The sequence below is a fragment of the Candidatus Phytoplasma sp. AldY-WA1 genome (assembly GCF_020312115.2).
Classification (GTDB): domain Bacteria; phylum Bacillota_I; class Bacilli_A; order Acholeplasmatales; family Acholeplasmataceae; genus Phytoplasma; species Phytoplasma vitis.
In genome coordinates, this window is sequence record NZ_JAHRHX020000011.1 from 1 (window position 1) to 22,678 (window position 22,678).

The 22,678-nt window shown below is 20.8% G+C and carries 18 protein-coding genes; 2 read left to right on the top strand and 16 right to left on the bottom strand.

Annotated features, from left to right (window positions below):
* Positions 1-2 precede the first annotated feature (2 nt).
* From KTO59_RS01660 to infC, 9 genes are all read right to left on the bottom strand, one after another.
* Positions 3-1,373, bottom strand: coding sequence for a 2-hydroxycarboxylate transporter family protein (locus tag KTO59_RS01660; protein ID WP_284928316.1), 1,371 nt, complete (start codon positions 1,371-1,373; stop codon positions 3-5).
* Positions 1,374-1,572: 199 nt separating this feature from the next.
* Positions 1,573-3,156: a YidC/Oxa1 family membrane protein insertase gene (locus KTO59_RS01665; RefSeq protein WP_284928317.1), complete on the bottom strand. Its 1,584-nt coding sequence runs from the start codon at positions 3,154-3,156 to the stop codon at positions 1,573-1,575.
* Positions 3,157-3,177: 21 nt separating this feature from the next.
* Positions 3,178-3,513: a ribonuclease P protein component gene (gene rnpA, locus KTO59_RS01670; RefSeq protein WP_225696306.1), complete on the bottom strand. Its 336-nt coding sequence runs from the start codon at positions 3,511-3,513 to the stop codon at positions 3,178-3,180.
* Positions 3,514-3,790: 277 nt separating this feature from the next.
* Entirely contained in the window at positions 3,791-3,925 is a 135-nt protein-coding gene (rpmH, locus tag KTO59_RS01675; protein ID WP_225696307.1) for a 50S ribosomal protein L34, read from the bottom strand.
* A 98-nt stretch (positions 3,926-4,023) separates the two neighbouring features.
* Positions 4,024-5,085, bottom strand: a complete 1,062-nt coding sequence (locus tag KTO59_RS01680) for a M42 family metallopeptidase (protein WP_284928318.1) — start codon at positions 5,083-5,085, stop codon at positions 4,024-4,026.
* Between the two features lie 32 nt (positions 5,086-5,117).
* Positions 5,118-5,735 carry a hypothetical protein gene (locus KTO59_RS01685; protein WP_284928319.1) on the bottom strand — a complete coding sequence of 206 codons (618 nt, stop codon included), beginning with the start codon at positions 5,733-5,735 and terminating at the stop codon, positions 5,118-5,120.
* A gap of 209 nt (positions 5,736-5,944) precedes the next feature.
* Entirely contained in the window at positions 5,945-6,820 is an 876-nt protein-coding gene (gene rplT / locus KTO59_RS01690) for a 50S ribosomal protein L20 (protein WP_284928321.1), read from the bottom strand.
* Positions 6,821-6,854: 34 nt separating this feature from the next.
* Entirely contained in the window at positions 6,855-7,043 is a 189-nt protein-coding gene (gene rpmI, locus KTO59_RS01695; RefSeq protein WP_225695944.1) for a 50S ribosomal protein L35, read from the bottom strand.
* A 55-nt stretch (positions 7,044-7,098) separates the two neighbouring features.
* Entirely contained in the window at positions 7,099-7,683 is a 585-nt protein-coding gene (gene infC, locus KTO59_RS01700) for a translation initiation factor IF-3 (RefSeq protein WP_320412673.1), read from the bottom strand.
* 603 nt (positions 7,684-8,286) lie between these two features.
* Here infC and KTO59_RS01705 point away from each other — a divergent pair.
* On the top strand, positions 8,287-9,261 hold the full coding sequence (locus KTO59_RS01705; RefSeq protein ID WP_284928322.1) for an IS3 family transposase: 975 nt from the start codon (positions 8,287-8,289) through the stop codon (positions 9,259-9,261).
* 97 nt (positions 9,262-9,358) lie between these two features.
* Here the strand turns inward: KTO59_RS01705 and KTO59_RS01710 are convergent, their stop codons facing one another.
* From KTO59_RS01710 to KTO59_RS01735, 6 genes are all read right to left on the bottom strand, one after another.
* Positions 9,359-10,243: a hypothetical protein gene (locus KTO59_RS01710; protein WP_284928323.1), complete on the bottom strand. Its 885-nt coding sequence runs from the start codon at positions 10,241-10,243 to the stop codon at positions 9,359-9,361.
* A 70-nt stretch (positions 10,244-10,313) separates the two neighbouring features.
* A complete protein-coding gene (locus KTO59_RS01715) occupies positions 10,314-11,957 on the bottom strand; it encodes a hypothetical protein (RefSeq protein WP_284928324.1) in 1,644 nt (547 codons plus the stop codon).
* A gap of 107 nt (positions 11,958-12,064) precedes the next feature.
* On the bottom strand, positions 12,065-13,438 hold the full coding sequence (locus tag KTO59_RS01720; protein ID WP_284928325.1) for an AAA family ATPase: 1,374 nt from the start codon (positions 13,436-13,438) through the stop codon (positions 12,065-12,067).
* Positions 13,439-13,536: 98 nt separating this feature from the next.
* Positions 13,537-14,169 (bottom strand): hypothetical protein, encoded by a 633-nt coding sequence (locus KTO59_RS01725; RefSeq protein WP_284928326.1) that lies wholly within the window; start codon positions 14,167-14,169, stop codon positions 13,537-13,539.
* Between the two features lie 198 nt (positions 14,170-14,367).
* On the bottom strand, positions 14,368-14,952 hold the full coding sequence (locus tag KTO59_RS01730) for a hypothetical protein (RefSeq protein WP_284928327.1): 585 nt from the start codon (positions 14,950-14,952) through the stop codon (positions 14,368-14,370).
* A 201-nt stretch (positions 14,953-15,153) separates the two neighbouring features.
* Positions 15,154-15,861, bottom strand: coding sequence for a hypothetical protein (locus KTO59_RS01735; protein WP_284928329.1), 708 nt, complete (start codon positions 15,859-15,861; stop codon positions 15,154-15,156).
* Between the two features lie 1,314 nt (positions 15,862-17,175).
* On the opposite strand from KTO59_RS01735, the gene KTO59_RS01740 reads away from it, so the two are divergent.
* A complete protein-coding gene (locus KTO59_RS01740; RefSeq protein WP_284928330.1) occupies positions 17,176-21,549 on the top strand; it encodes a type ISP restriction/modification enzyme in 4,374 nt (1,457 codons plus the stop codon).
* A 684-nt stretch (positions 21,550-22,233) separates the two neighbouring features.
* On the opposite strand, the gene KTO59_RS01745 is transcribed toward KTO59_RS01740, so the two are convergent.
* A complete protein-coding gene (locus KTO59_RS01745; protein WP_284928331.1) occupies positions 22,234-22,458 on the bottom strand; it encodes a hypothetical protein in 225 nt (74 codons plus the stop codon).
* Positions 22,459-22,678 lie beyond the last annotated feature (220 nt).

The following is a 22,678-nucleotide window of genomic DNA, read 5'->3' on the forward strand; positions in this document are numbered from 1 at the left end:
TTTTATGTAAAATAAAAAGAAGAAAAAATAAAAATAAAAATTCCTGTAATTCTAGTAATTATTATTGCAAAAGGTAATAAATACATTCTATTACTAATAGACATAACTCCGACATTTCCAGTACTTCCAATACTATGAGAAGAAATTCCTAATATTAAAGAAGATTCTAAAGGATTAAAATTAAATAATAAAGCTAAATAAAATGAAACGGTAATAGCAGTTATTAAAGAAACGAAAACCATAAATATAATGCGATAATTGGTTATACCTGATAATAAAATCTGAAAATCAGTATCTAAACCTAAAGCGACTAACGCTGGGGCTGTAAAATTAATGCTCATAAATTTTCCAGTTTGTACTACATATTTTTGATATTCATCAGGAATAAAATTAAACACTTTTATTATTAAAGATACAAAAATAATATATACCATAGTATCTAAACCAAATGTTTTATCTTTAAAAGATAATATTTGGTTAATCATATTACATAAAGAATACATTCCTAAAATAATTAATAACCCAATACCAATATTTTTATAATCTAAAACATCTTTAGAAATATTCTTTACTATATTATTTTTTTTTTGTTTTTCTAAATTACCTTTACCACTATATTTAGTTTTATTAAAAACTAAATATAGTGAACCAGCTAAAAAAATACTTAAACATCTAGCTAAAATAAGAGGAGCTAAAAAAATACTTTTAAGTTTATTTTTTTCTATACCAACACATTCTTTATAAGGGTGTTCTGCTAAACTATTAATACCTAAATTAGTTCCTCCATTAGTCAAAGGAATAGAAATAAACAAAATAGAATCTATAAAAGGACCACGAGATTTTGTTATCGAACTATCAGGTTTATAACTTAATAGATAACCTAAAAACCCTGTCGTAAGAAAAGAAATTAAAATAGTTAACAAAGATAAAGGGATGAATTTTATAATCACTCTTTTTAATAAATTACGTTCTATATTTAGAATACTGCCTGTTACAACAACAACAATAAAAATTTTAGCAAAATTAATTCCTTCTTTTTTAAAAATAAAAAACTTTAATTTGTCATGTATTTCTTTACATATAATCTTTTTATATACTAAAAAAGAAGGAATCAAAATACAAAGTAAAAAACCTAAACCTAATTTATTAAAAAAAGGGATTTTGTTACCGATAAAATTCAAACCAATTCCAAATATCATTATAAAAAACAAAGAAGTTAAAAAAGAATTCCATAATTGTTCAGTTATAGCTTGTCTTTCTTCATCAGGAAAAGATTGAATATAATAAATATTACAAATAAGAATAAAAAATAATATTAAAAATATAATAGGATATAAACCAAAAATTTTTATTTTCTTCTTTGCATTAATCATAATAATAAATAGTTATATAATAAAAACCTTTCATTTTTTAAACTTAATTTATTATAAAAAAATCTAAAAAAATAAAAATCAAACTGTTTTATTTCAAAATATTTTTGAAAACAATTTGATTTTTATTCTTATATTCAATTTCAAAATATTCGAAATTTGCTTAAATTAAATAAATTATTATCAAAAAATTAAAATTTTATCAAAAACTTTTATTTTTTAATATATTATATTTTTTTTCCATCTTTTTACGATTTATTTTTATTTGTAAAATAGTATAAAGATTTCCAGTTATCCAATATAAAGATAAAGCTGAATCATTAAAAGCATTTATAACCATAAAAATAATCATGACATAATTAACTATTTTCATAGTCATTTCTTGATTTTTTTGTTTCATTTTTTGTTCATTGTTTAAAATTTGAACATTTTTTTTTAAATAAGAAGGTTTTTGTAAATTAATTTTATTTAAAACATACATACTAATTCCGACTATTAAAGATAAAACAATTTTCGCCACATTTAACCAAATATTATTATTGGTTTCTTGACCTAAATTTATACATCCTAAAAATAAAGTTTTACTTTCAATAACAGGGAAAATACCACCAGGATTACGAAAACGATTTAAAGTACGAAACATTGCTATCAAAATAGGCATTTGTAAAAAAGATATAAAAATACTAAAAATGCTAAAATTATGTTTTTGATATACTTTCAAAATTTCCATCTGCATTTTCTGCATAGATTCTTTATCTTTTTTTAAAGCGTATTTTTCTTGTATTTTATTAATTTCTGGTTGAGCTAAACTCATATTCATACTGAAAGTACTAGATTTTGTATAAATAGGCCATGATAAAGTTCTTATTAATAAAGTTGTTAAAACAATACCTAATCCTAAATTTCCAAAAAACCATCCTTCTCCAATAAACATAAACGATAAAAAATATAAAAAATAACCAACAAAAACAACTAAAACATTCCAGATATAACCCCAACCTAAAAAAAAGTACCATTCTATTTTATTAGGCCATTGGATAGGTAAATTACCTGTATCATCTACATAAATTTTTACACATTTTTTGCCATCTTCTGAGCTATATTCTAAATCAAAAGAATTTATATCTTTATTATCTTTATTTATTTTTGTTTTAATTATGTCATTATAATAAGAATTTTCTTCTTCAATAGTTTCTTTATCTTTAGAAATTTTTACTGAATAATTTTCTTTAATTTTAATTTTATCATCTTCTATTTTTCCAATTTTTAATTTTGATTTTGAATTATTTAAATTTTCATATTTTTTACGAAAATAATTCAAATTCGTTCCTGTTTTAATAGTTAAAAAATCTTGAATTTGAGATTTTTCTTCTTTAGATGACAAATTTTCTGTAAAATAAAAAACATCTTTTTTTTCTAATTCTTGTTCAATTTCGTATTTTACTCTTTTTATTACTTCTTCTAAATTTTTCGAAGGTGTTTGTTCCAATTTTTCTAAAATAATATTTTTAGATTTTTTATCGAAATCAAAAAAAAATATACTAATATATTTATCTTTAAAAACACAATCTAGGTTGTTATCTGATTTTATTTTTTCTTTGAATTCTGTAATAGATTCACATTTACTTTTATTAAAAATAATTTTAATATCTTTATCTTGTAATTTTTTATAATCAATTTGTTTAGGACCGAAACTTCTTATAACATAAAGTAAAATTAAAGATAAAATTAAAACAATAAAAAAATTTTGAAATAATTTCATTTTTTTATTTTGAATATTATTCACAATCAACTACCTTGCTTTGTATTAATTCAAAGAGGACTTTTTTAATAAAATTAAAAATTTTTTTTCTAAATTATAAAAATTTAACTCTTTGGCTGTAAATTTAATAACAAGAACAAAAGACATATGTTTATCTATCAAATGCATATTATTATGGATAATCATTCTTAAACGTCTTTTTATTAAATTTCTTTCATATGCTTTCCCATATTTTTTGTTAATACTTAAAGCAAATTTAAAATTTTCTAAATTTTCATTTTTAATGTAATATAATATAAAAAAATAATTTTTTACATTTTTTTTAAATTTAAAAATCAAATCTATTTCTTTTTTTTTTTTTAAAATAAATTTTTTTTTCATATCTAAAAATTTATATATATAATTCCTTAAATTTTATCAAAACTTATTTTAAAAAGAAAATATTTAAATTTAATTGTATTTTTAAAAATTTCGAATAAATAAAAATAAAAAAACGTATTATTATAGTTTATAATCTAATAAAAATATACAAAAAATAAATTTACTATTTCGAAAATATAATGAACTATAATTTATTACGTTCTTTAAAAATTTTATTAATTTTGTATTAATTTAAAAATTACAAAAATGAATATAATCTTTTAAAATATTCGAATTATTAAACAGTTAATTTAATACGACCTTTTCTTCTTCTGTTAGAAAGTACACGACGTCCTTCAGAAGTAGACATTCTAGTTCTGAAACCATGCGTCCTAATTCTTTTTATTTTACTAGGTTGATATGTTCTTTTCATAAAAATAAAACCTCTTTGATTTGTTTAAAAAATAGTTATAAAAATAAAATAAATCTTTTTTAATAATTATATTCTATTTTTATTAATTGAAATTATTATTAATTAAATAAAATTTCTTGAACTTTTTTATCGTCTAATTGTTGAACTAATAAAACTAAAAGTTGAATTGTGCTTTGGATATCTTTTTTATTAACAACAGAAGTATGAGAATGAAGATAACGAGTCGGAACACCAATAACAATAGTAGCAGCACCTTCGTTTCTTAAGTGTATTGCTGAACCATCAGTTTCCCCACCTGTCGGTTTAGGCTCTTGAAAAGGAATATTATTATCACGAGCTATTTTGATGATTAATTCTCTTAAAGCTTTGTGAGGAATTAAACCTCCATCATAACAACTAATTTGCGGACCTTTCCCTAAAACTTGAGCACTAGTATTAACATCGCCTGGAACATCATCGGCAATGCCAGTATCAACAGCAACAGCTATAACAGGTTTAATTTTATTTGTACTCGTTTGAGCTCCTCTTAAACCTACTTCTTCTTGAACCGTGAAAGCACCTACGCATTGGTTAGGATTATTTTTTAAAGCTTCAATTACTTTCATAACTACTAAAGCGCCTACACGATTGTCAAGAGCTTTAGCAACTATAAAATCTTCATTAGCTAAAACTTCGAAATCACCGTGAGGAGTAACCATATCTCCAATTTTAACGCCTAAACGTTCTACTTCTTCTTTATTATAAACACCAAGATCTAAAAATAAATTTTTCATATCAGGATTTTTACATCTGTCTGCATAAGATAATACATGAGGAGGTCTTGCACCAGTGATTGCTTTTACAACCCCTTTATCAGTGTTAATATCCCATTTTTGAGCTAACATAACACTAGTTAACCAACCCCCTATAGGTTGAAATTTAACAAATCCTTCTTTAGTTATTTCAGTCACCATTAAACCGATTTCATCTACATGACCAGCTAACATAATTTTAGGTCCTTTAGTACCTTTATAAGCAATTAAAGTTCCTAAATTATCATTTTCAATTTTGTCAACTATTCCTTGAATATTTTCTTTAATATAATTGTTAACTTTTTTTTCTTGGCCAGATATACCATTTAACATAGTTAAATCTTTTAAGTTTTTTAATAAATCAGACATTATAAACTGAATTTCCTTTTTAAAATTTTAAATTATTCTTCTGTTTTAATAATACTTTTTTCTTTATTATTATTAAACATACTAATTTTTTTCGATGTTAAATATAAATAATATAAAAAAACTAATGCAAATACAATAGATAATGTATTCATAATATACTTTTGTATATCGAATCCCCAACCCATAAGAAAAAAACTTGTACTTAATATTGTTATATATATGACAAATTTTAAAGAAGCGAAGATATCTTTTTTATCACTTAATTTAAAACCAATATATAATTCAATAATACTATGAATTATTAAAATATAATAAAATAAAAAATGCAATTCTGAAAGTTTTTTTAAAGATTCTTGTTCTATAAGAAAATGAAACATAAGTCCTAAAGAAACTAAAATAAATATAACAGATTCAATTAAAAATAAAAACTTAATAAAACCTTTGTTTTTTTTGAAACTACGAAAAACTAATAAATAATTTATAAAACTGATTAAAATACTTAACAAAATTTTATCAATATGAATTTTATGGTTACTAACTGTAATTATAAAATTCTTATGTAACCAAAACGCAATAGCAATTATTAAAAAAAATACACTTTTTGCTAAATTTGAAAAAATTTCTTTTTTTTGAACTTCTTCTTTTATCATTCGTTATATTTATGCTCCTTAAAATTTTTTTTATTAATTATATTTTACAATAGATTAATTAAATCTACTTTTTTAATTTAGAAACATTTTTAATTTTGTATTTTTTTTGCTAATGTTCTTAATTCAGGTAATAATTTACTATTCAAATCTAATTCTTTTTTGTTTTTTTGATTTATATTTTTTTCATTTTCAGATTTAGTTTCTTTCAATTACTCTTGTTTATTTTTTTCTTCTAACAGATTAATTAAATCTACTTTTTTTAATTTAGAAACATTTTGAATTTTGTATTTTTTTGCTAATGTTCTTAATTCAGGTAATAATTTACTATTCAAATCTAATTCTTTTTCTTGTTTTTCTTGATTGATATTTTTTTCATTTTCAGATTTAGTTTCTTTCAATTCTTCTTGTTTGTTCAATTCTATTTTTTTTAATTCTTCTTGTTTATTTTTTTCTTCTTGTTTGTGCAATTCTATTTTTTTTAATTCTTCTTGTTTATTTTTTTCTTCTTGTTTGTGCAATTCTATTTTTTTTAATTCTTCTTGTTTATTTTTTTCTTCTTGTTTGCGTAATTCTATTTTTTTTAATTCTTCTTGTTTATTTTTTTCTTCTTGTTTGTTCAATTCTATTTTTTTTAATTCTTCTTGTTTATTTTTTTCTTCTTGTTTGTTCAATTCTATTTTTTTTAATTCTTCTTGTTTGTGCAATTCTATTTTTTTAATATTTTTTTTATTTTCTAAAGCTTTTTTAGATAAATCAACATAATTCGAAAACATTTGAGGTTCATTATGAACCATATCAGCTAACATTTTACGATTGATTTCTATTTTAGATAATAAAAGTCCATGCATAAATTGAGAATAACGAATATCATTATTTAAACAGCCTGCACTAATTCTTGTTATCCATAATTTCCTTAAATTTCTCTTTTTTTGTCTTCTGTCTCTATAAGCATATTGCAAAGAACGCATAACCTGTTCATGAGCTGTTTTATAAAGAACACTTTTGGAACCGAAATAACCTTTTGCTAATTTTAATATTTTTTTACGTCTTTTATGTCTTGCCGTAACGAAATTTACTTTAACCATCTTTATATTTGCCTTTTTAATTTAATTTAGAGAATTAAATAAGATATTTAATTCTTCTTACATCAGAAATATCTACTTTTGTAACACCTCTTAACTGTCTATTTTGTTTTGTTGTTTTCGAACCAGCTAAATGATTTTTATAAGCATATCTTCTTAAAAATTTACCAGTACCAGTAATTTTAATTCTTTTTTTTAAACCTTTGTGACTTTTTTTCTTTATCATAATCGCTTTTTGATACCCTTCTTATTCTATAAGAAATATTATAATCAATAATTGTTTATTTAATTTTTTTAGGTGATAAAAAAGTAAACATCTGATTAGAAACCATTTTCGGAACTATATCGCAACTGCCTACATCTTTTAAATTAGATACAATTTTATCAAAAATACTTTTACCTAAAAAATTACTTTGTGTTATCATTCTTCCTTTAAAACGCATAATAATCTTAACTTTATCACCTTGTTTTAAAAAATTATAAGCTTTTTTGATTTTAATATTTAAATCATTATCATCAATAGTTGGACTCATACGAATCTCTTTAACAATTACTATAGATTGTTTTTTTTTGATTTCTTTTAATTTTTTTTGATGCTTATAACGGAATTGTGAATAATTCATCAAACGAACAACTTTAGGATCAGAATTAGGATTAATCATTACTACATCTATATTTTTTTCTTCAGATATTTTAAATATTTTATCTTTTTCTAAAACACCTAATGCATCACCATTTTCATCAATTACGAAATATTCTCCTTGAGGTATTCTTTCGTTATATAAAATATTAAGTTTTATATCTTTTTTGTTAGTTTTATTGTATTTAATATGAAATAACTCCTTTTTTAAAAAAATAAATTTTATAAAAAAAAAAAAATACTTATAAAAAGTACTCTCTTGCTATCAAATATAATTATAATAAATACCAAGATAAATTTTTATTCAAAAGATATCGTTTGATTAATTATTATTATCATGTGCTTGATTACCCAAAAACAAATTAAAATTTGATATATCAGGTAGAGGAAAGTAACTCTTCTTTTCACATTTTCGAAATTTTATTTTTTCTAATACATAAATAATTATACATTAAAAAATTATTTTTTACATTTTATACGAACTGCATCCAAATAATTAAAAAAATATAAATTAAAAATAATTTTAATATATCTTATTTATTGAAGCGTAAAAATATATTTTTTTGAATTTTATAAACTAAAAATAAAATATAATAAATTATATAAAAGTAAAATATTTTTCTTCACTATATATATGCAAACAAAAATAATAAAATACCTAAAAAAATTTAATATATTTTAAATTATTAATAAAAAATATTAAGAATAAATTTTTAAATTAATAATTTATTCTTATTTATTATATAAAAACATTTTAAAAACATTAAATTATTTTTATAATTTTTTCTTTTTTTATAAAAGTGTATTTGAAAATAGGAAAATATTCAATATGAACAAATCAAAAATTCAAAAAAAAGAAACAATTCAACAAAAAGAAATTGAATTATTACAGCTAGTAATTAATTATCAAAAACCTAATTTTAGAGAATTTATTTTTATTTTAATTAAATTCTATAAAAAATATCTTAAAATTCAAGATATTTTAAAATTATTAAATATTAATAAAAATTCTTATTATTATTGGAAAAAAACAAAAACACAAAAAGAAAAAAAAGAAGCTGATTATAATAAAATTACAAAAAGAATAGGTAAATTATGTAAAAAAAATCAATATTCTTTTGGTTACCGTAAAATTACGATTCTTTATTTTCAAACTTACAAAGAAATAGTTAACAACAAAAAAGTTTTGCAAATCATGCGTATAAATAAGTGGTTAATGACATATAGAAAACCTTATCATAAAAAAAATTTTTATAAAAAACAAGAACAAAATTATAATTTAATTAATTTTAATTTTAAATCAGAAAAACCCTTACAAAAAATATATACTGATTTAACTTGTTTTACAACTAAATACGGAAAATTTTGGTTATCAGTTATAATGGATGGTTTTAATAATCAAATTTTAGCATATGAAATGAGTCGACATCCTAATTTAGAATTAGTAAAAAAAACTTTTCAAAAATTGCCGAAATTAAAAGATCCTTGTATTATGCATTCAGATCAAGGAACTATTTATCAAAACATTAAATTTAAAAATTATTTAAAAAAGAAAGGTTTTCTTATTAGTTTTTCGAGAAAAGCTGTTCCGAATGATAATGCAATGATAGAATCTTACTTTGGAACCTTAAAAGGATATTTAAAAACAAATACATCTTCTTTATATCAAGAAAATTTTTCGACATTAAAACAAAAAATAAAAAATTTTATTTTTTATTATAATAAACATTGGTTATTAGCTAAATTAAATTATAAATCACCTCTTCAATATTTAAAATTTAAAAATTTTAAAAAAATAATTTGATAACTTTTATAAAGTATATTATTAAAACATAATATGAATTGATAAATGAAGTAAATAATTTTTTTAACTTTTGAATTTTATTCAAGATTAATCAAAATTAATTATCATGATAAATTGGTCTATATAAAGGTAGAGGTTTATAATTTGAATTATATAAACTGAAAATATAAATATTTTTAGCTCCATTAGGCATATTCAAAAGAGTTTGTATATCTCCTGTATCCTTCCACATAAAACGTTCTCCGTCATCAAAATAAATATTAACTACATCTTCGTTATTAAATTTTCCTTTGGGTAAAGGAATACTAATTCCTGTTTGCTTAGACATATTATAACATCCTTTTTGAATATATCTATTTTCTCTGGAAATTCCTTTCGAATCTAAATATTTATTTATAAATTTATCGATTTGATCTTCAGCAACATTACGTTGAACAATATGGACAATTTGAACATCTTGTTTTAAATTTATTTCTTTGACGTCCCAAAAACAATAAATTTCTTTGATTGTTGTGTTGTTTTCTAATAATTCTTGTAAAGTATTCGAATATTGTTGCTCAGAATATTTCATTTTAAAAGGATTTTCTCTAGGAAAAATATAAATTCCTAATAATCCTTCAGGAGGGTTTTTTAAAGATATCAAATTTAAATTGATTTTACCAAAACCATTATAACCAGGTATATGATTTTCAAATTGAGTATTTATATATCTATAATTTTGTAAAAAAATTTTTATACTTTCTAAATTTTGAACATTTATATTATATATTTTCATATTAGGTTCATTTTTCATCCATTCTGCTATTAGTTCATCAATATTCGTTAATTTAATTTGGTATTGAGATGAATTAATTTTTGATTCCGAAATATTTTCACCAAAACGAATATGAAAATAACTCCATGCCAAAATAGATTGAACACAAATTATAATAATTAAATATAATAAAATTATAAAAAAAAATTTAGTTTTATTAAGAAACATTTGTTTATATCCTTTATATATTTTTAGAAATAATTATTAATATTAACAATATTATTTTGATACTTTTAAATTAATTATCTATTCTTATTTTTTCGAATAAAGGAGATTGTATACCAATTTTTTTATTTTTTTTATCAATAATTATTTGTTGAATTTTAGCATAATTAGGATTTTGTTGTTGTAATTCTGTATATTCTATTTCTTTATTTTCAATATTTTCTTCAATTTTATCTTTTTGTTTTTCTAAATTATCTATCTTATTAAAATAATTTTCTTTTTCTATAAGTTCATCTTGTTTCTTATTTAATTCTTTTGTTATTATCTCATATTCTCCTATCCATTTGCTATAATCACCCATTATTTCATCATTTTCTTTCATTGTTTTTATTTTGAATTCACGAATTTCTTTAATAATTGTATTGTTATCATTTTGTAATTTATAATTTTTATATTTATCTTCATATATTTTATATTCTGTATCTAATTTCATTAATTCTTTATTAATGTCTTCGATATAAATTTTTAATATTTCTGTGCTTATCATTTTAGGTTCTTCACCTGTTTTTTGAATTAAATTTTCTACCATTATATATATAGGATGGTCTTTTGGCAAAATTATTGATGATGTATTTATTTGTGAAGAAGAATCTTTTTGAAAATTTAATCTTCCATCAAATAATATATTAAAATTATTTTTAAAATTAAGTAAATCAGTTATTCGATCGAAAGGTTTAAAAAAAGTTCTTGTTATATTTCCCCATGAAAATTCATTAGCTTTTTCCCAATTTTCAGCATTTTGTCTCAATGTTAATAAAATATATTTAATAGTTTTATAAGCCGCTTGTTCTGTTTTTATTTGCTCTAATTTAGTTTTTGTTTCGTTAATATTATTTTGTATTTCTTTCTTTTTATCTTCTACTGTAACAATATAAGATGCTAATTTTTTAAGTTCTATATTTAATCCATTCATAGATTTAATTAGATTTTGTTTAAAATCTTCTACTATTTTTAACTGTTTAATTAAAGACATTTCTGTTGTTTCTAATTTTTTAATTTTTATTTTAGTATCTGTTATTTCTTCTACTATTTTTATATGTTTTTCTCTGAAAATATTAATTTCTTGATATAGTTTTTCTTTTTTTTGTTCATTGGTTTCTATTAGTAATTGTTTTTCTTTTTCTTTAATTTCTTTTTCTATTTTTTCTTTTTCTTTCTCCAGATCTCTTAATTTACCTTTTTCAATAGAAATTTCTCCATGAATATTAATTAATTGTGTTTTAATATTTGAAATATTTTCTTCATTTTGAGTTATAATGGATTGAATTTTTTCTTTATCTTTTTCATTAATTTCTTGAAGTTCATAAAGTCTTTTAAGTTCTATTTCGGCTTCTTGGAGTTCTTTTTCCCAATTAGAAGCTAAACCTTGATATTTATTACAAATATTATCATATTTATTTATACCTTGATTAACTTTGTTAATTAATTTATCATAATTTTTTGTTATAGATTCTTTTTTGAAGAAAAAAAACCAAATTAAAAATAAAGTACCTATTATAATCAAAAGATAAATTAAATTTTCTTTCATCGAAGATTTTTGTCCGCGAAATTTATTAATTAAGGAAATAATAAAAAAAATAATTATTCCGACTATAAAAAATGTTAAATACATTTTTAAATTTCCGAAAATATTCATAAAATTAAAAGGTGATAACATCAGTTAATTCTCCTTTTTATTTATTTTTATAATAATAAATTAATATTTATAAATTTCTTATTCTTAATATTTAACATTATATTTTTATAAGTTTAATCTCTATATTTTTATTTAGATATTACTTTTTCTAAAGATTTGCCAGTATTATCAATTATTATTTGATAAGCTTTTTGTAAATCTTTAATATTAATCGCTTTGCATTCGCAACAATTTTCTAAAATAATAGAATCGGTTTTTTCTTTTTTTTGATTATTTTCAGAAAAAATTATATTATTCTTAAAATATTCTTTGTGTTTTGGATTAGAACATTCTTTTTGTTCTTTTGTGGCGATAATTTCACGATCAATAGATTTTAAACTTGCTTCTTTAATAAAACTTTCTAAAACACGATAAGCTTTTTTGTAATTATTTTGTGGAGGGATTTCGACTAAAAGACCATTCATTGTTTTTTCATATTGTGGTGGCAAATGATCTAATGCTTTATTAATTACCTCTAATAAATATGTTTTAGCTTCTTGAGTGATAGGAAATTGATTACGTTTCAAAATATCATTCAATTGCATTTGACGTTCTTCCTCATTTTCTGGTTTCAATTCGATACGATGAGTAAAACGTGATAAAATAGCTGGTTCTATGCCATCAAGATGGTTAGTAGCTCCAATGACAAAAATAGGTTGTTCTAGACGTTCTTCTTCTCGTGGTGCCAATTGAATTTTAAATTCATTAACAACATTGGCAATTTCAGAACCAGGTTTTAAACTATCAATATTTAAAAAAATATTTTCACATTCATCTAAAAAAATAATAACTCCTTTGCCATTTTTGGTAGCCACTTCTCTAGCTAAATCAAATAATTCAGCTACCATTTTAGGAGCTCTACCTACAAATTCTTGAGCAAAAATAGAACAAGATACTTCAATAAAAGGCAACTCTGTTTCTCTTGCTATTGAAGAAGCAAAAATAGTTTTACCACATCCTGGAGTACCATACATCATTAAACCTGTGGGAACAACTACTTTCCCTCTATCTTCGTAAGCTTTTTTATTTTGAAAAAAATTAATAAACCCCTTAGCTACAGATTTAGCTTCATTCAAACCTGATAATTGTTGTAAATTCGGAAATTTTTTATAATCTTGAACTTTAAAATTCTCACTTTCAAATAAAATATTTTTATTATTAATATTATTTTGTGATAATTCACTTTCGGTAATTAATTTTTCTTTATTATCTTGTTTTTCTTTAATTTTTTGTTCGAGTTTTTTAAAATTACTACTCATAGAAGTATTTGATTTTTCTAAATTTAAAATATTTTTATTGATTTTTTCAATTTTATTTTCATTCGTAGTAATAGCCTGATGGTGAATACAAACATAAATAATTAACAAAAAAGAAATCAAAAACAAAATAAATAATAAAACATAAAAAAATAAAAAATATTGTTTTTGTGTTTTATTATTATTAATATCTTGCTTTTCGAACATATAAACCAAACCTTCTTTTTTAATTTTTAGCAATTCTGAAAATTTTGTTGTTTTGAAAAAATAAAAATATCATTTTAATTATCAGAAAAAATTTCAAATTAGTTATTAACAATATTAGACGTTTTATTCGAAACAATATTTGAACCACCATTAATTGTTTTCCCTTGTTTATCTACTAATTCATAATCATAAACTAAAAAAAGTTTTGGATTTTTTTCCAAAATAATATCTTTTTGTTGAATTTGAGTGTTAATTTTGATAGTTTGTGTTTCATTCGGATGCATTGCTGAATACTGAGGTTTATCATTGGAAGAATAAATTTTATCTTTTTCTTTATCTTTCGTCGTAATAATTTGATAATTAAAATATTTTTCTGGATTTTGAAAGGTATTTTGAGTATCGAAAAATATTTCAATTTTCAAAAACAAAGGTTCTTTAATTTCAATATTTTGAGAATTTAAAATAACACTATGTTCAATATTTATTAAATGTTCATATTTATCTTTATTTAAATTAGGAATTGAAATCGGTATAAGATGTTTATTTTGGTTATTACCTCCTAAAAGTTCTACCTTGAAAATAGGAAAATTACTTTCTAATTGAATTTCTTCTTTTCTTTTTTGATTAAAATAAATAGAAATCGCTATTACTGAAAATGTAATTGTTAAAATTATAAATACAATAAAAATTTTTAATTTATTTGTATTTATTTTATTTTGATTTATTTTCATTAATATAAAACCTTTTCTTTTGATTTATAAAATTAATATATAAATAAATTTATTAACTATAAATTTTAATATTAAAATTAATAATAAAATTTGTAAAAATAAAATATAAAAAAATAAAGAAACTAAATTTATTAGTTTCTTTCAATATTGATTTCAAATTTTTTTCAAAATTCAAAATATTTTTTTATTTAAAAAAAATTATTCATCGGATTCATTATTATTAGAATCTTCGTTATTATCTTTATTTTCAATCAAATCTTTGATATTAGATTCATTATTATTAGAATCTTCGTTATTATCTTTATTTTCAATCGAATCTTTGATATTAGATTCATTATTATTATTTAACTGATTTAAAATTGTTTGCGAAATAAACTCAGAAATAAGTTTATTAGTATCTTCTTTGAATATTTTTTGATAATCCTTTTCTAAATCATTTAATAATTTATCTTGATATTGTTCATCTGTCAATACTTTATTTTTGACTCTATCATGTAATAAACTAATATCTGATGGAGCAATTACATTATTTTTTTCAGCAAAATTTAAACGATTCCAAAATTTATTTAATAAAATTATTTGGAAATGAAAAGCCATAAAGTTTTTTAGAAAAAATAAAAGAGAAATATTAAATTTTTTAATTTTTTCTGCATCCCATTCTTTATAAATATGAAATACCAAAACAACAACAATAATTTGCATTAAAATTGAATTTAATTGTTGCCCAAATATACTTATGCTTTTAAATCTGTTTTCTTTTTCTTGATTTTCTCTTTGTTCCATTTTTTTATCTCCTTTTTAATTAATTATTTAAAAAAAATTAAAAAATAATTTTATTTCTTACAATTATTTTTTAATTGATTGAAATAAATATAAGCAGTTTTAAGACATGCTCAGGTCATAATATTTATTTTTTAATTATAAAAATCAAATTTAATTTAATAAAAAAAATTTATTAAATTTGAAATTAAAATTGATATATTTTTATTTATTAAATTTAATTTTGGAAATGGCTTTTTCTCTATATTTATAAATTTGTTTTTTTGTTATATTTAATTTTGATGATATTTCCATATCATCTAAAACATACTGATAATCATCACTTTCTTTTGGAATTCCATAACTATATACCAAAACTTGATATTCAAATGAATTTAATATTTTTTTCATTTTATTTAACAATATTTCGTGATTAAGTTTTTTTATATATATTTGATGAGGATCTAAAATTTTAGGAAAATAAGGATTATAATAATTTTTCGTAATAATCTCTTTTTCGATATATTGCGATGATAAAATTTCAACATTTTTATTTAATTTTCTATTTTTCTTATTATCGTTATAAATTCTTATAGGAATTGAAGGAGAATGACTTAAACGAATTAATTTATCAATTTCTTGTTTAATTTTTCCTTTAGCGAAAGTAACAAAATCACATTTATATTCTCTATGAATATAATTAATTAATACACTATCAATAACCAAAGTCCCTTCATTTACTAAATCTTTTCTTTCTAAAATTCTAGGATAATATTTGATTTTATAAATAATATTTAAAATTACATATTCATAAAATAATAAAAATATTTTTTCACGAATGAAATTATTTTTGTAATTTTCTTTTGAATAAATTTCAAATAATTGATTAATTTCATTTTCTATTTCTAAATAATTTTTAATATATTTGGCCATATATAATTTCCTTTTTTTATTTTTATTTATTCTTGATGATAAAAAATAATAAAAAAAATTATAATGAAAATTTTTTCTTTAAATAATAAAAGAAAAATGTTTAATATATGGGATGCAATAAAAAGACTGTTATAAATTTTTGTAAATAAATTCATTTTTACTAAAAAAAGACTAGTTAAAACAAATTAGTCTTTTTTTAGTAAAAAGAGGTTTTCAAATTAGTAATTTTAGGCATCGTTTATTCAAAATTGAATCATGTTATTTTGAATTATTTTTATTATTATTAATATATCTTTTTACTATCAAGCCAAAATATAAATAAATAACTTTAAATTATAATAATTAAAAATTATTATAAGTAAGATATTTTTTTTATAAAAAAGATTATTTTATCATTATAAAAATTAATTCGATATCTTATAAACAAAAAAAACTGAATGTAAAAATTGTTTTTTGTCTATAATTACAATTAGTTATTAATTAATAATTAATTAATAGTCGTAGTGTTATAAAAAAATGTAAATTTTTTTTGAGCTATGCATATTTTTTTTTAAAATTTTTTTTCACTAAAAAAAGACTATTTTTTTTTAACTATTCTTTTCGGTATTAAAAATGAATTTATTTACAAAAAATTATAACAGTGTGGAGTATTATCAAGTTATTCTTATGTCTTTGGTGATGACTTTGAATTAAATAGCGATATATACGGAATGTATGCTATTTTAGAATAATTATGTTCTCATTTCGATCTTCTTTATTATGATGCGAACTTAAACGGAATTGAAATTATAACTAAAAATTCTGAATTAAAAAAAAGAAATTGAAGATAAATTAGCTATAATTCGTGATAAACATGCGGACATTGCTAATCTTATTTACAAAGCTAGAAATTTAGTTAACGATAATGACGATTTAATCAGAGAATTTTATACAACATACTCAGACAACATCGAAGAATAATCAACACAAACTTTAATGACTGTTTTTTTCAAAAAAACAGTCATTAATTCTCACCACAAAAAAACAATTTAACATGTTAAGACATTAAAAAAAACCAATTTCAAACATAAATAACAACAAATAATTTCTTTTTATGTTATTATTATTATATACTCGATTGGTTTTCTTGACTTGACGTGGTTGGTTGTTGCGTAGTGTTATAAAAAAATGTAAATTTTTTTGAACTATGCATATTTTTAAAAATTATACTAAAAAAAGACTAGTTTATTTTAACTAGTCTTTTCGGTATTAAAAATGAATTTATTTACAAAAAATTATAACAGTGCGATACGCTATTAAAAGGAACATAAATATATGAAAAAATTAAAAAATTCTAATAATATAAAAGGTTTTAGTGGCGAAAATAATTTTTTAAAATGGTTGCAACAAAATCCTTTACTAAGATCTTTAACAAACATTAAACAAGCTAAAACAGGAGCAAAAGGAATTGATTTTGAAGCTGATTTGGGTTCGAAAAAAATAGCCATTCAAGTTAAAAACAAAAACACAGACATTAATACGCCTTCTTTATGTACTTTTTTAGAAATTTTAGATAAACCACAATACAATGGTGGTATTTTTCTTAATTTTGGTACAGGTTCTTTAACGGATGAAGCTGAAAAAAAATTAAAAGAAAAAAACGTAAGTATTTTTAATAATGTTGTTATTAATGATGAATTATCTAATTTAAATAATCACAAAATACGTGATTATCAAAAAGAAGCTGTCATAGAAGCAATGGAACATTATAAAAATAATAATCGTGGATTATTAGAAATGGCTTGTGGTACTGGGAAAACTTTTGTTTCTAAACATATTATGAAATCATTATTACCAGACGGAGGTATTGTTTTTTATTTTGTTCCTTGGATTAATTTATTAGAACAAAGCGCTCTTTATTTTAATGATTCTGATATTTTAATTATTCCTATTTGTAGTCAAGAGGACAAAATTATTAAAAAAGCCGAACAAGAAGATCTTTTTACAACTGATATAATGGATTTTAGCAATTTTTTAGATAATCCCCTTAATTCAGATATTAAAAAAAAATATAAATATATTATGTTTTTTTGTACTTATCAATCTCATGATAGATTGGCAGATAGTCAAAAAAAAGGATTTTTACCTGAAGCTGATTTAATTATTTGTGATGAAGCTCATCATATGACTTATGAATCCAAAATAAATAAAAAAGAAAAAAATTTATTTCAAAATTTACACGAAAATATAAAAACCAAAAAAGCTTTGTTTATGACTGCTACTGTTAAAATTTTGTCGAGCAACAAAAAAAATAAAGATGAATTCATTGATATGAGTAATAAAGACATTTTCGGAGAGATCTTTTATTCTTTAGATTTAGGAACTGCTATCGAAAAAAATATTTTATGCGATTATGACATTAATATTTCTAGATTACCAGATATCGATGAATTTAAAGAAATTGAAGAAATTGATAGAACTTTAAAAGATGAAGATAAAAATACAATGAATGAATTGATTAACATTGACAAGAGTTTACCTAAAAAAAATCAAAAAGAAACAGAAGAAGAATATTTATATCGTAAAGAAAAATTTTTAAAACAAGCAAGATTAAGAAGTATCTCTAAAATAGTAGGTATTATTAAAACTATTGAAAATAATTCAGATCAAAAAAATTCTGTTATCGCTTTTGTAAATAGCATTAGAAAAAATCGAGCTCAAAAAGTATCTTCAATTATGGAAAACATTATAAATAATTTAAAAAATCGATTTAAAAGTGATACAAATGTCATTATCAAAACTGATTATATTACAGGATCAATGATGCCTTATGAAAGAAAAGAGAAATTATATAAATTAATTCATGAAAAATCATTTGTATTATGGAATTGTCGTTGTTTAACTGAAGGGGTAGATATTCCTGGTTGTAATACTGTTGTTTTTTTTGATCCTAAAAATTCTACTTTAGAAATTATTCAAGCTATAGGACGTATTTTAAGAAAAGATCCTCATAATCCTAATAAAAAAGCAAAAATTATTTTATTTGAAAATAATGATGACAGTTCTTTTATGAGAAATATTTCTTTTGAAAAAAATTATGATTTTTTAAAGACTTTAAAATATATTTGGCTTAGTGATATTCGTTCTCGTAATGCTACACCAGAAGAACAAAAAGATAAAATTGAAAAAATAATTAAAAGCTCATCATCACAAGCTAATGATCTACCTTCTCTGAATACAAAAGAAAAAGAATCCAATGAAATAAAAAAACAAGACCAAGCAAATATTGATTTTGTATACAAATATTTGATTTCTGAAGTAGTTAAATACAATGGTTTTTCTTGGCGTAACTTAGTTTTAGAAATTAAAAAGACTTTAGAAACTATTAAAGATATTATTCAACAAGACAGCAAAAATGGTATTTTGGCCGAAATAAAAGAAATGTTTGGCACTATTTTAAAAATTGATGAAAAACAATTAGAAGATAATCAAACTGCATATATTTTATCACAATATGTTTTATTTTATCCTATTTTAAAAAAAATTTATGAAGTAGAATGTTCTTTATTTAACAAATTAGATATCCTTTTAGAAAAATCAGGTGTTTATGAACAAATTAAAGAAACAGCAAAACCAACGATTAAGTTTTTTAATAAAACTTTAAATTTAGAATATAAAAATATTGATGATAAATTACATATTTTTAATCAAATTTATAATGATCTTTTAAAAGAAACTGATCCTGAATTAACTTCAGAAAACGGCATGTGGTATACTCCTGTATGGGTAGTAGAGTTTTTATGGGATCTTTTACTTAAATTAGAGCCTAAATTAAACCCTCAAAACCTTCAAAATGAACCTTATGACGTGATTGATCCTGCTTGTGGCACAGCTCCTTTTATAGCTTATTTTATTAAAAACATATTAAAAGAAACAGGAATAATTGACAGATTTTATAAAGATCATCTTCATATTCGTGAAATTCATTTTCTTGCTTTTATGATTAGTGTTTTCCAAATAACTATCGCAGCTAAAAAAGATGAACCACCGAAAAATATTCATTGGGGCGATACTTTAAAAAACGAAAGTAAAAGCCCAAATTTTATAGCAAAACAACACAAAGGAAATAAAAGATTTACTATTATTATAAGTAATCCTCCTTGGAAGGTAAGCCAACAAAAGGACGAAGGAAAAACAAAAATATCGTATAGAAAAAAAGATTATCCAAATTTAGATTATGATAAACAAGAATATTGGGTTGATGATGAGATAAAAAAAACTTTTGTTCAAAAAAATGAAAAAAAGAATATACAAAGTTTATATAATATTTATCGTCGATTCGTTCGTTGGAGCTTAGACCATATTGACAGAGGTTGGATAGCGATGGTTTTACCTAATTCTTTTTTAACTGAAAGTGTAGAAGGATTTCGTCGTAGTTTAACTGAAGAATGTCAAAAAATTTATCTTGTAAATTTAAAAGGAGCTAAAGGAATAAGAGTATCTTTCCCTGAAAAAGAAGGTGCCAATATTTTCGAAACTGAAACTCAAAAAGGTAACACACAAGGAGTAGTTTTATTATTGTGTTTTAAAGATATAGATAATCAAAAAGAAGAATCAAAAACTTATTATCACGAAGTTCCTGATGATTTAAAAAATATTAAACAAAAATATGAACATTTAAAAAACAATTTTAAAAACAAAGATTTTTTTGAAGAAATTAAATTAGATGATAATGGTATGTGGTTTAATAAACCAGAAATAGAACCTCAAACATGGCAAGCTTTAACTGCAAAAGATATAAAAACCAAAAATAAAAATGAAAAAGGTTTTTATTTTGAAACAAGAAAAGATGGCTTAAAAAGTGATCGCATTAAAATTGTTTATGACAAAGATTTGAATATATTAAAATCAAAAATTAAAAAATTTATTGATTTTTATGAAAAATGTCGTCTAGAAAAAAAAATAATTGATAATTCCGATGTTATTAAATGGAATGCCAAATTAAAAAATAACTGTTTAAAAAATAAACCTATTTCATTTGATGAAAATAAAATTACAACAGCTATGAAAAGACCTTTCGAAGAAATATATTTATATTTAGAACCTTTAATAATTGGTAGCGTTTGTAAACAAGATCAATATTATCAAGAAGAAAATATTTCACTTTGTATTAGTTATAATTTAGATTTTTTTGAATGTTTAGTAGTTAATAAAATTTCTGATAAAACTATACTTTCTGTTACTAAATGTTATGTTATGAGTGAATTAATTCCTAAAGAACCTTATAATCGAAAAGAATGGATGGCCATTTTATATGCTTTATTTCATCACACAGATTATAAAGAAAAAGCAAAAAATTTTTTAAAAAGTAATTTACCAACTATTCCTCCTTTAACAAAAAAAAATCAAGAAGAATTATTACCTTTAGGTCAAGAATTAATGGAACTTCATTTAAACTATCAAAAACTAGAAGACAGTAAAGATATTTATAATGAAAGTAATAAACCAGATGGTTTTATTCAATACCATCGTAAAATGCCTTTTTTATCAAAAGAAGCTTTAGATTATAAATTAATTAATAATAAAATTCTTGAACCCATTCTTTATTCTTTAAGGGATTCTGATTTATTTCCAAAATTAGTAACTTTAGCAACTAAAACAACCGCTATTCGAAAAAGAATTAATAAAATTGTTTTAAATTTACAATAATATCATTAAATAAAAAAATAAAATTTCTAAATTTATTATTAAGTAATTAAAAATTAATAATTTTATTATAAAATTAAGACCCTTCAGGGTCTTTTTTTTATAATATTATAACAAATCACATATTAAATTGATTAATTATAATTATCTTAAATATGATAATAAAAATAAAATAAGGTCAAAAAACTTATTTTTATAAATAAAAAAAGACTAGTTTGTTTTAACTAATCTTTTCGATATTAAAAATGAATTTATTTACAATTTTTTTTGGAGACTTTTCGATCCATTAAGGGGTTGTATATAGTGTAGGACGAATTATTTTTTATCATAAAAAAGAATAAAATTTCACCATTTTAGATTATAAAATAAATGAAATCAAAAACAATAAATTAGTCATTAAAAAATGAATTAAAAAAACATTTTATACTTTTTTGAAATAGTGCGCATAACATACGTTGTTTTATACTTATATTTATTTTAATTCTATTTTTATGGTTTATACATAAGTATCGATTAAATCTGAAAAAAATAAAAATAATAAATGTTAAAAGTTTTAGTTTTTTATATTATAAGTCGTACTTTTATAAATTTATATGGATAAATTTATAAAAGTAAGATAAAAAAAACTCTCGCAGAGAGAGAGAGAGAGAGTCTAAAATATATAAAAAATAATATTTATTTTTAATTTTAACTTTTGAAATTATCTTTGTCAAAAATTCCGGACTTAATTATTTTGTCCGCATTTTTCATATTCATGTCTCCTGATAATATTAATTCAACACATTTTAATTCAAATTCTTCTTTTGTTAAATCTTCGAATTTTATTTTTTTATTGTATTTTTTTATGTGAAAAAATATTGAAATAGTATTACAAATTAAACTTATTATTAAAATAAATGATTGAATTTCCATTTTTTTGAATTCCTTTATTACTTTTTTTATTATTATCTTTTGTATATTTATTTAACTTTTTATTTGGTTATATTATGCATTAGTAGTATAATATTTTTTTTAAAAATGTCAAATTGTTTATTTAAGTTGGTAATTTTTTTTAATTTTTTAATTTGGTTTTTCATAATAATATCCTTTTTGGTTTAATTAACAGTTTTATAACTTATTTTGGTTATTTTTT

Coding starts and splice junctions, on each gene's coding strand:
- KTO59_RS01660 (WP_284928316.1), bottom strand. CDS start 1,373: ATGATTAATGCAAAGAAGAAAATAAAAATTTTTGGTTTATATCCTATT.
- rnpA (WP_225696306.1), bottom strand. CDS start 3,513: ATGAAAAAAAAATTTATTTTAAAAAAAAAAAAAGAAATAGATTTGATT.
- rpmH (WP_225696307.1), bottom strand. CDS start 3,925: ATGAAAAGAACATATCAACCTAGTAAAATAAAAAGAATTAGGACGCAT.
- KTO59_RS01680 (WP_284928318.1), bottom strand. CDS start 5,085: ATGTCTGATTTATTAAAAAACTTAAAAGATTTAACTATGTTAAATGGT.
- KTO59_RS01685 (WP_284928319.1), bottom strand. CDS start 5,735: ATGATAAAAGAAGAAGTTCAAAAAAAAGAAATTTTTTCAAATTTAGCA.
- rplT (WP_284928321.1), bottom strand. CDS start 6,820: ATGGTTAAAGTAAATTTCGTTACGGCAAGACATAAAAGACGTAAAAAA.
- rpmI (WP_225695944.1), bottom strand. CDS start 7,043: ATGATAAAGAAAAAAAGTCACAAAGGTTTAAAAAAAAGAATTAAAATT.
- KTO59_RS01705 (WP_284928322.1), top strand. CDS start 8,287: ATGAACAAATCAAAAATTCAAAAAAAAGAAACAATTCAACAAAAAGAA.
- KTO59_RS01710 (WP_284928323.1), bottom strand. CDS start 10,243: ATGTTTCTTAATAAAACTAAATTTTTTTTTATAATTTTATTATATTTA.
- KTO59_RS01715 (WP_284928324.1), bottom strand. CDS start 11,957: ATGTTATCACCTTTTAATTTTATGAATATTTTCGGAAATTTAAAAATG.
- KTO59_RS01720 (WP_284928325.1), bottom strand. CDS start 13,438: ATGTTCGAAAAGCAAGATATTAATAATAATAAAACACAAAAACAATAT.
- KTO59_RS01725 (WP_284928326.1), bottom strand. CDS start 14,169: ATGAAAATAAATCAAAATAAAATAAATACAAATAAATTAAAAATTTTT.
- KTO59_RS01730 (WP_284928327.1), bottom strand. CDS start 14,952: ATGGAACAAAGAGAAAATCAAGAAAAAGAAAACAGATTTAAAAGCATA.
- KTO59_RS01735 (WP_284928329.1), bottom strand. CDS start 15,861: ATGGCCAAATATATTAAAAATTATTTAGAAATAGAAAATGAAATTAAT.
- KTO59_RS01740 (WP_284928330.1), top strand. CDS start 17,176: ATGAAAAAATTAAAAAATTCTAATAATATAAAAGGTTTTAGTGGCGAA.
- KTO59_RS01745 (WP_284928331.1), bottom strand. CDS start 22,458: ATGGAAATTCAATCATTTATTTTAATAATAAGTTTAATTTGTAATACT.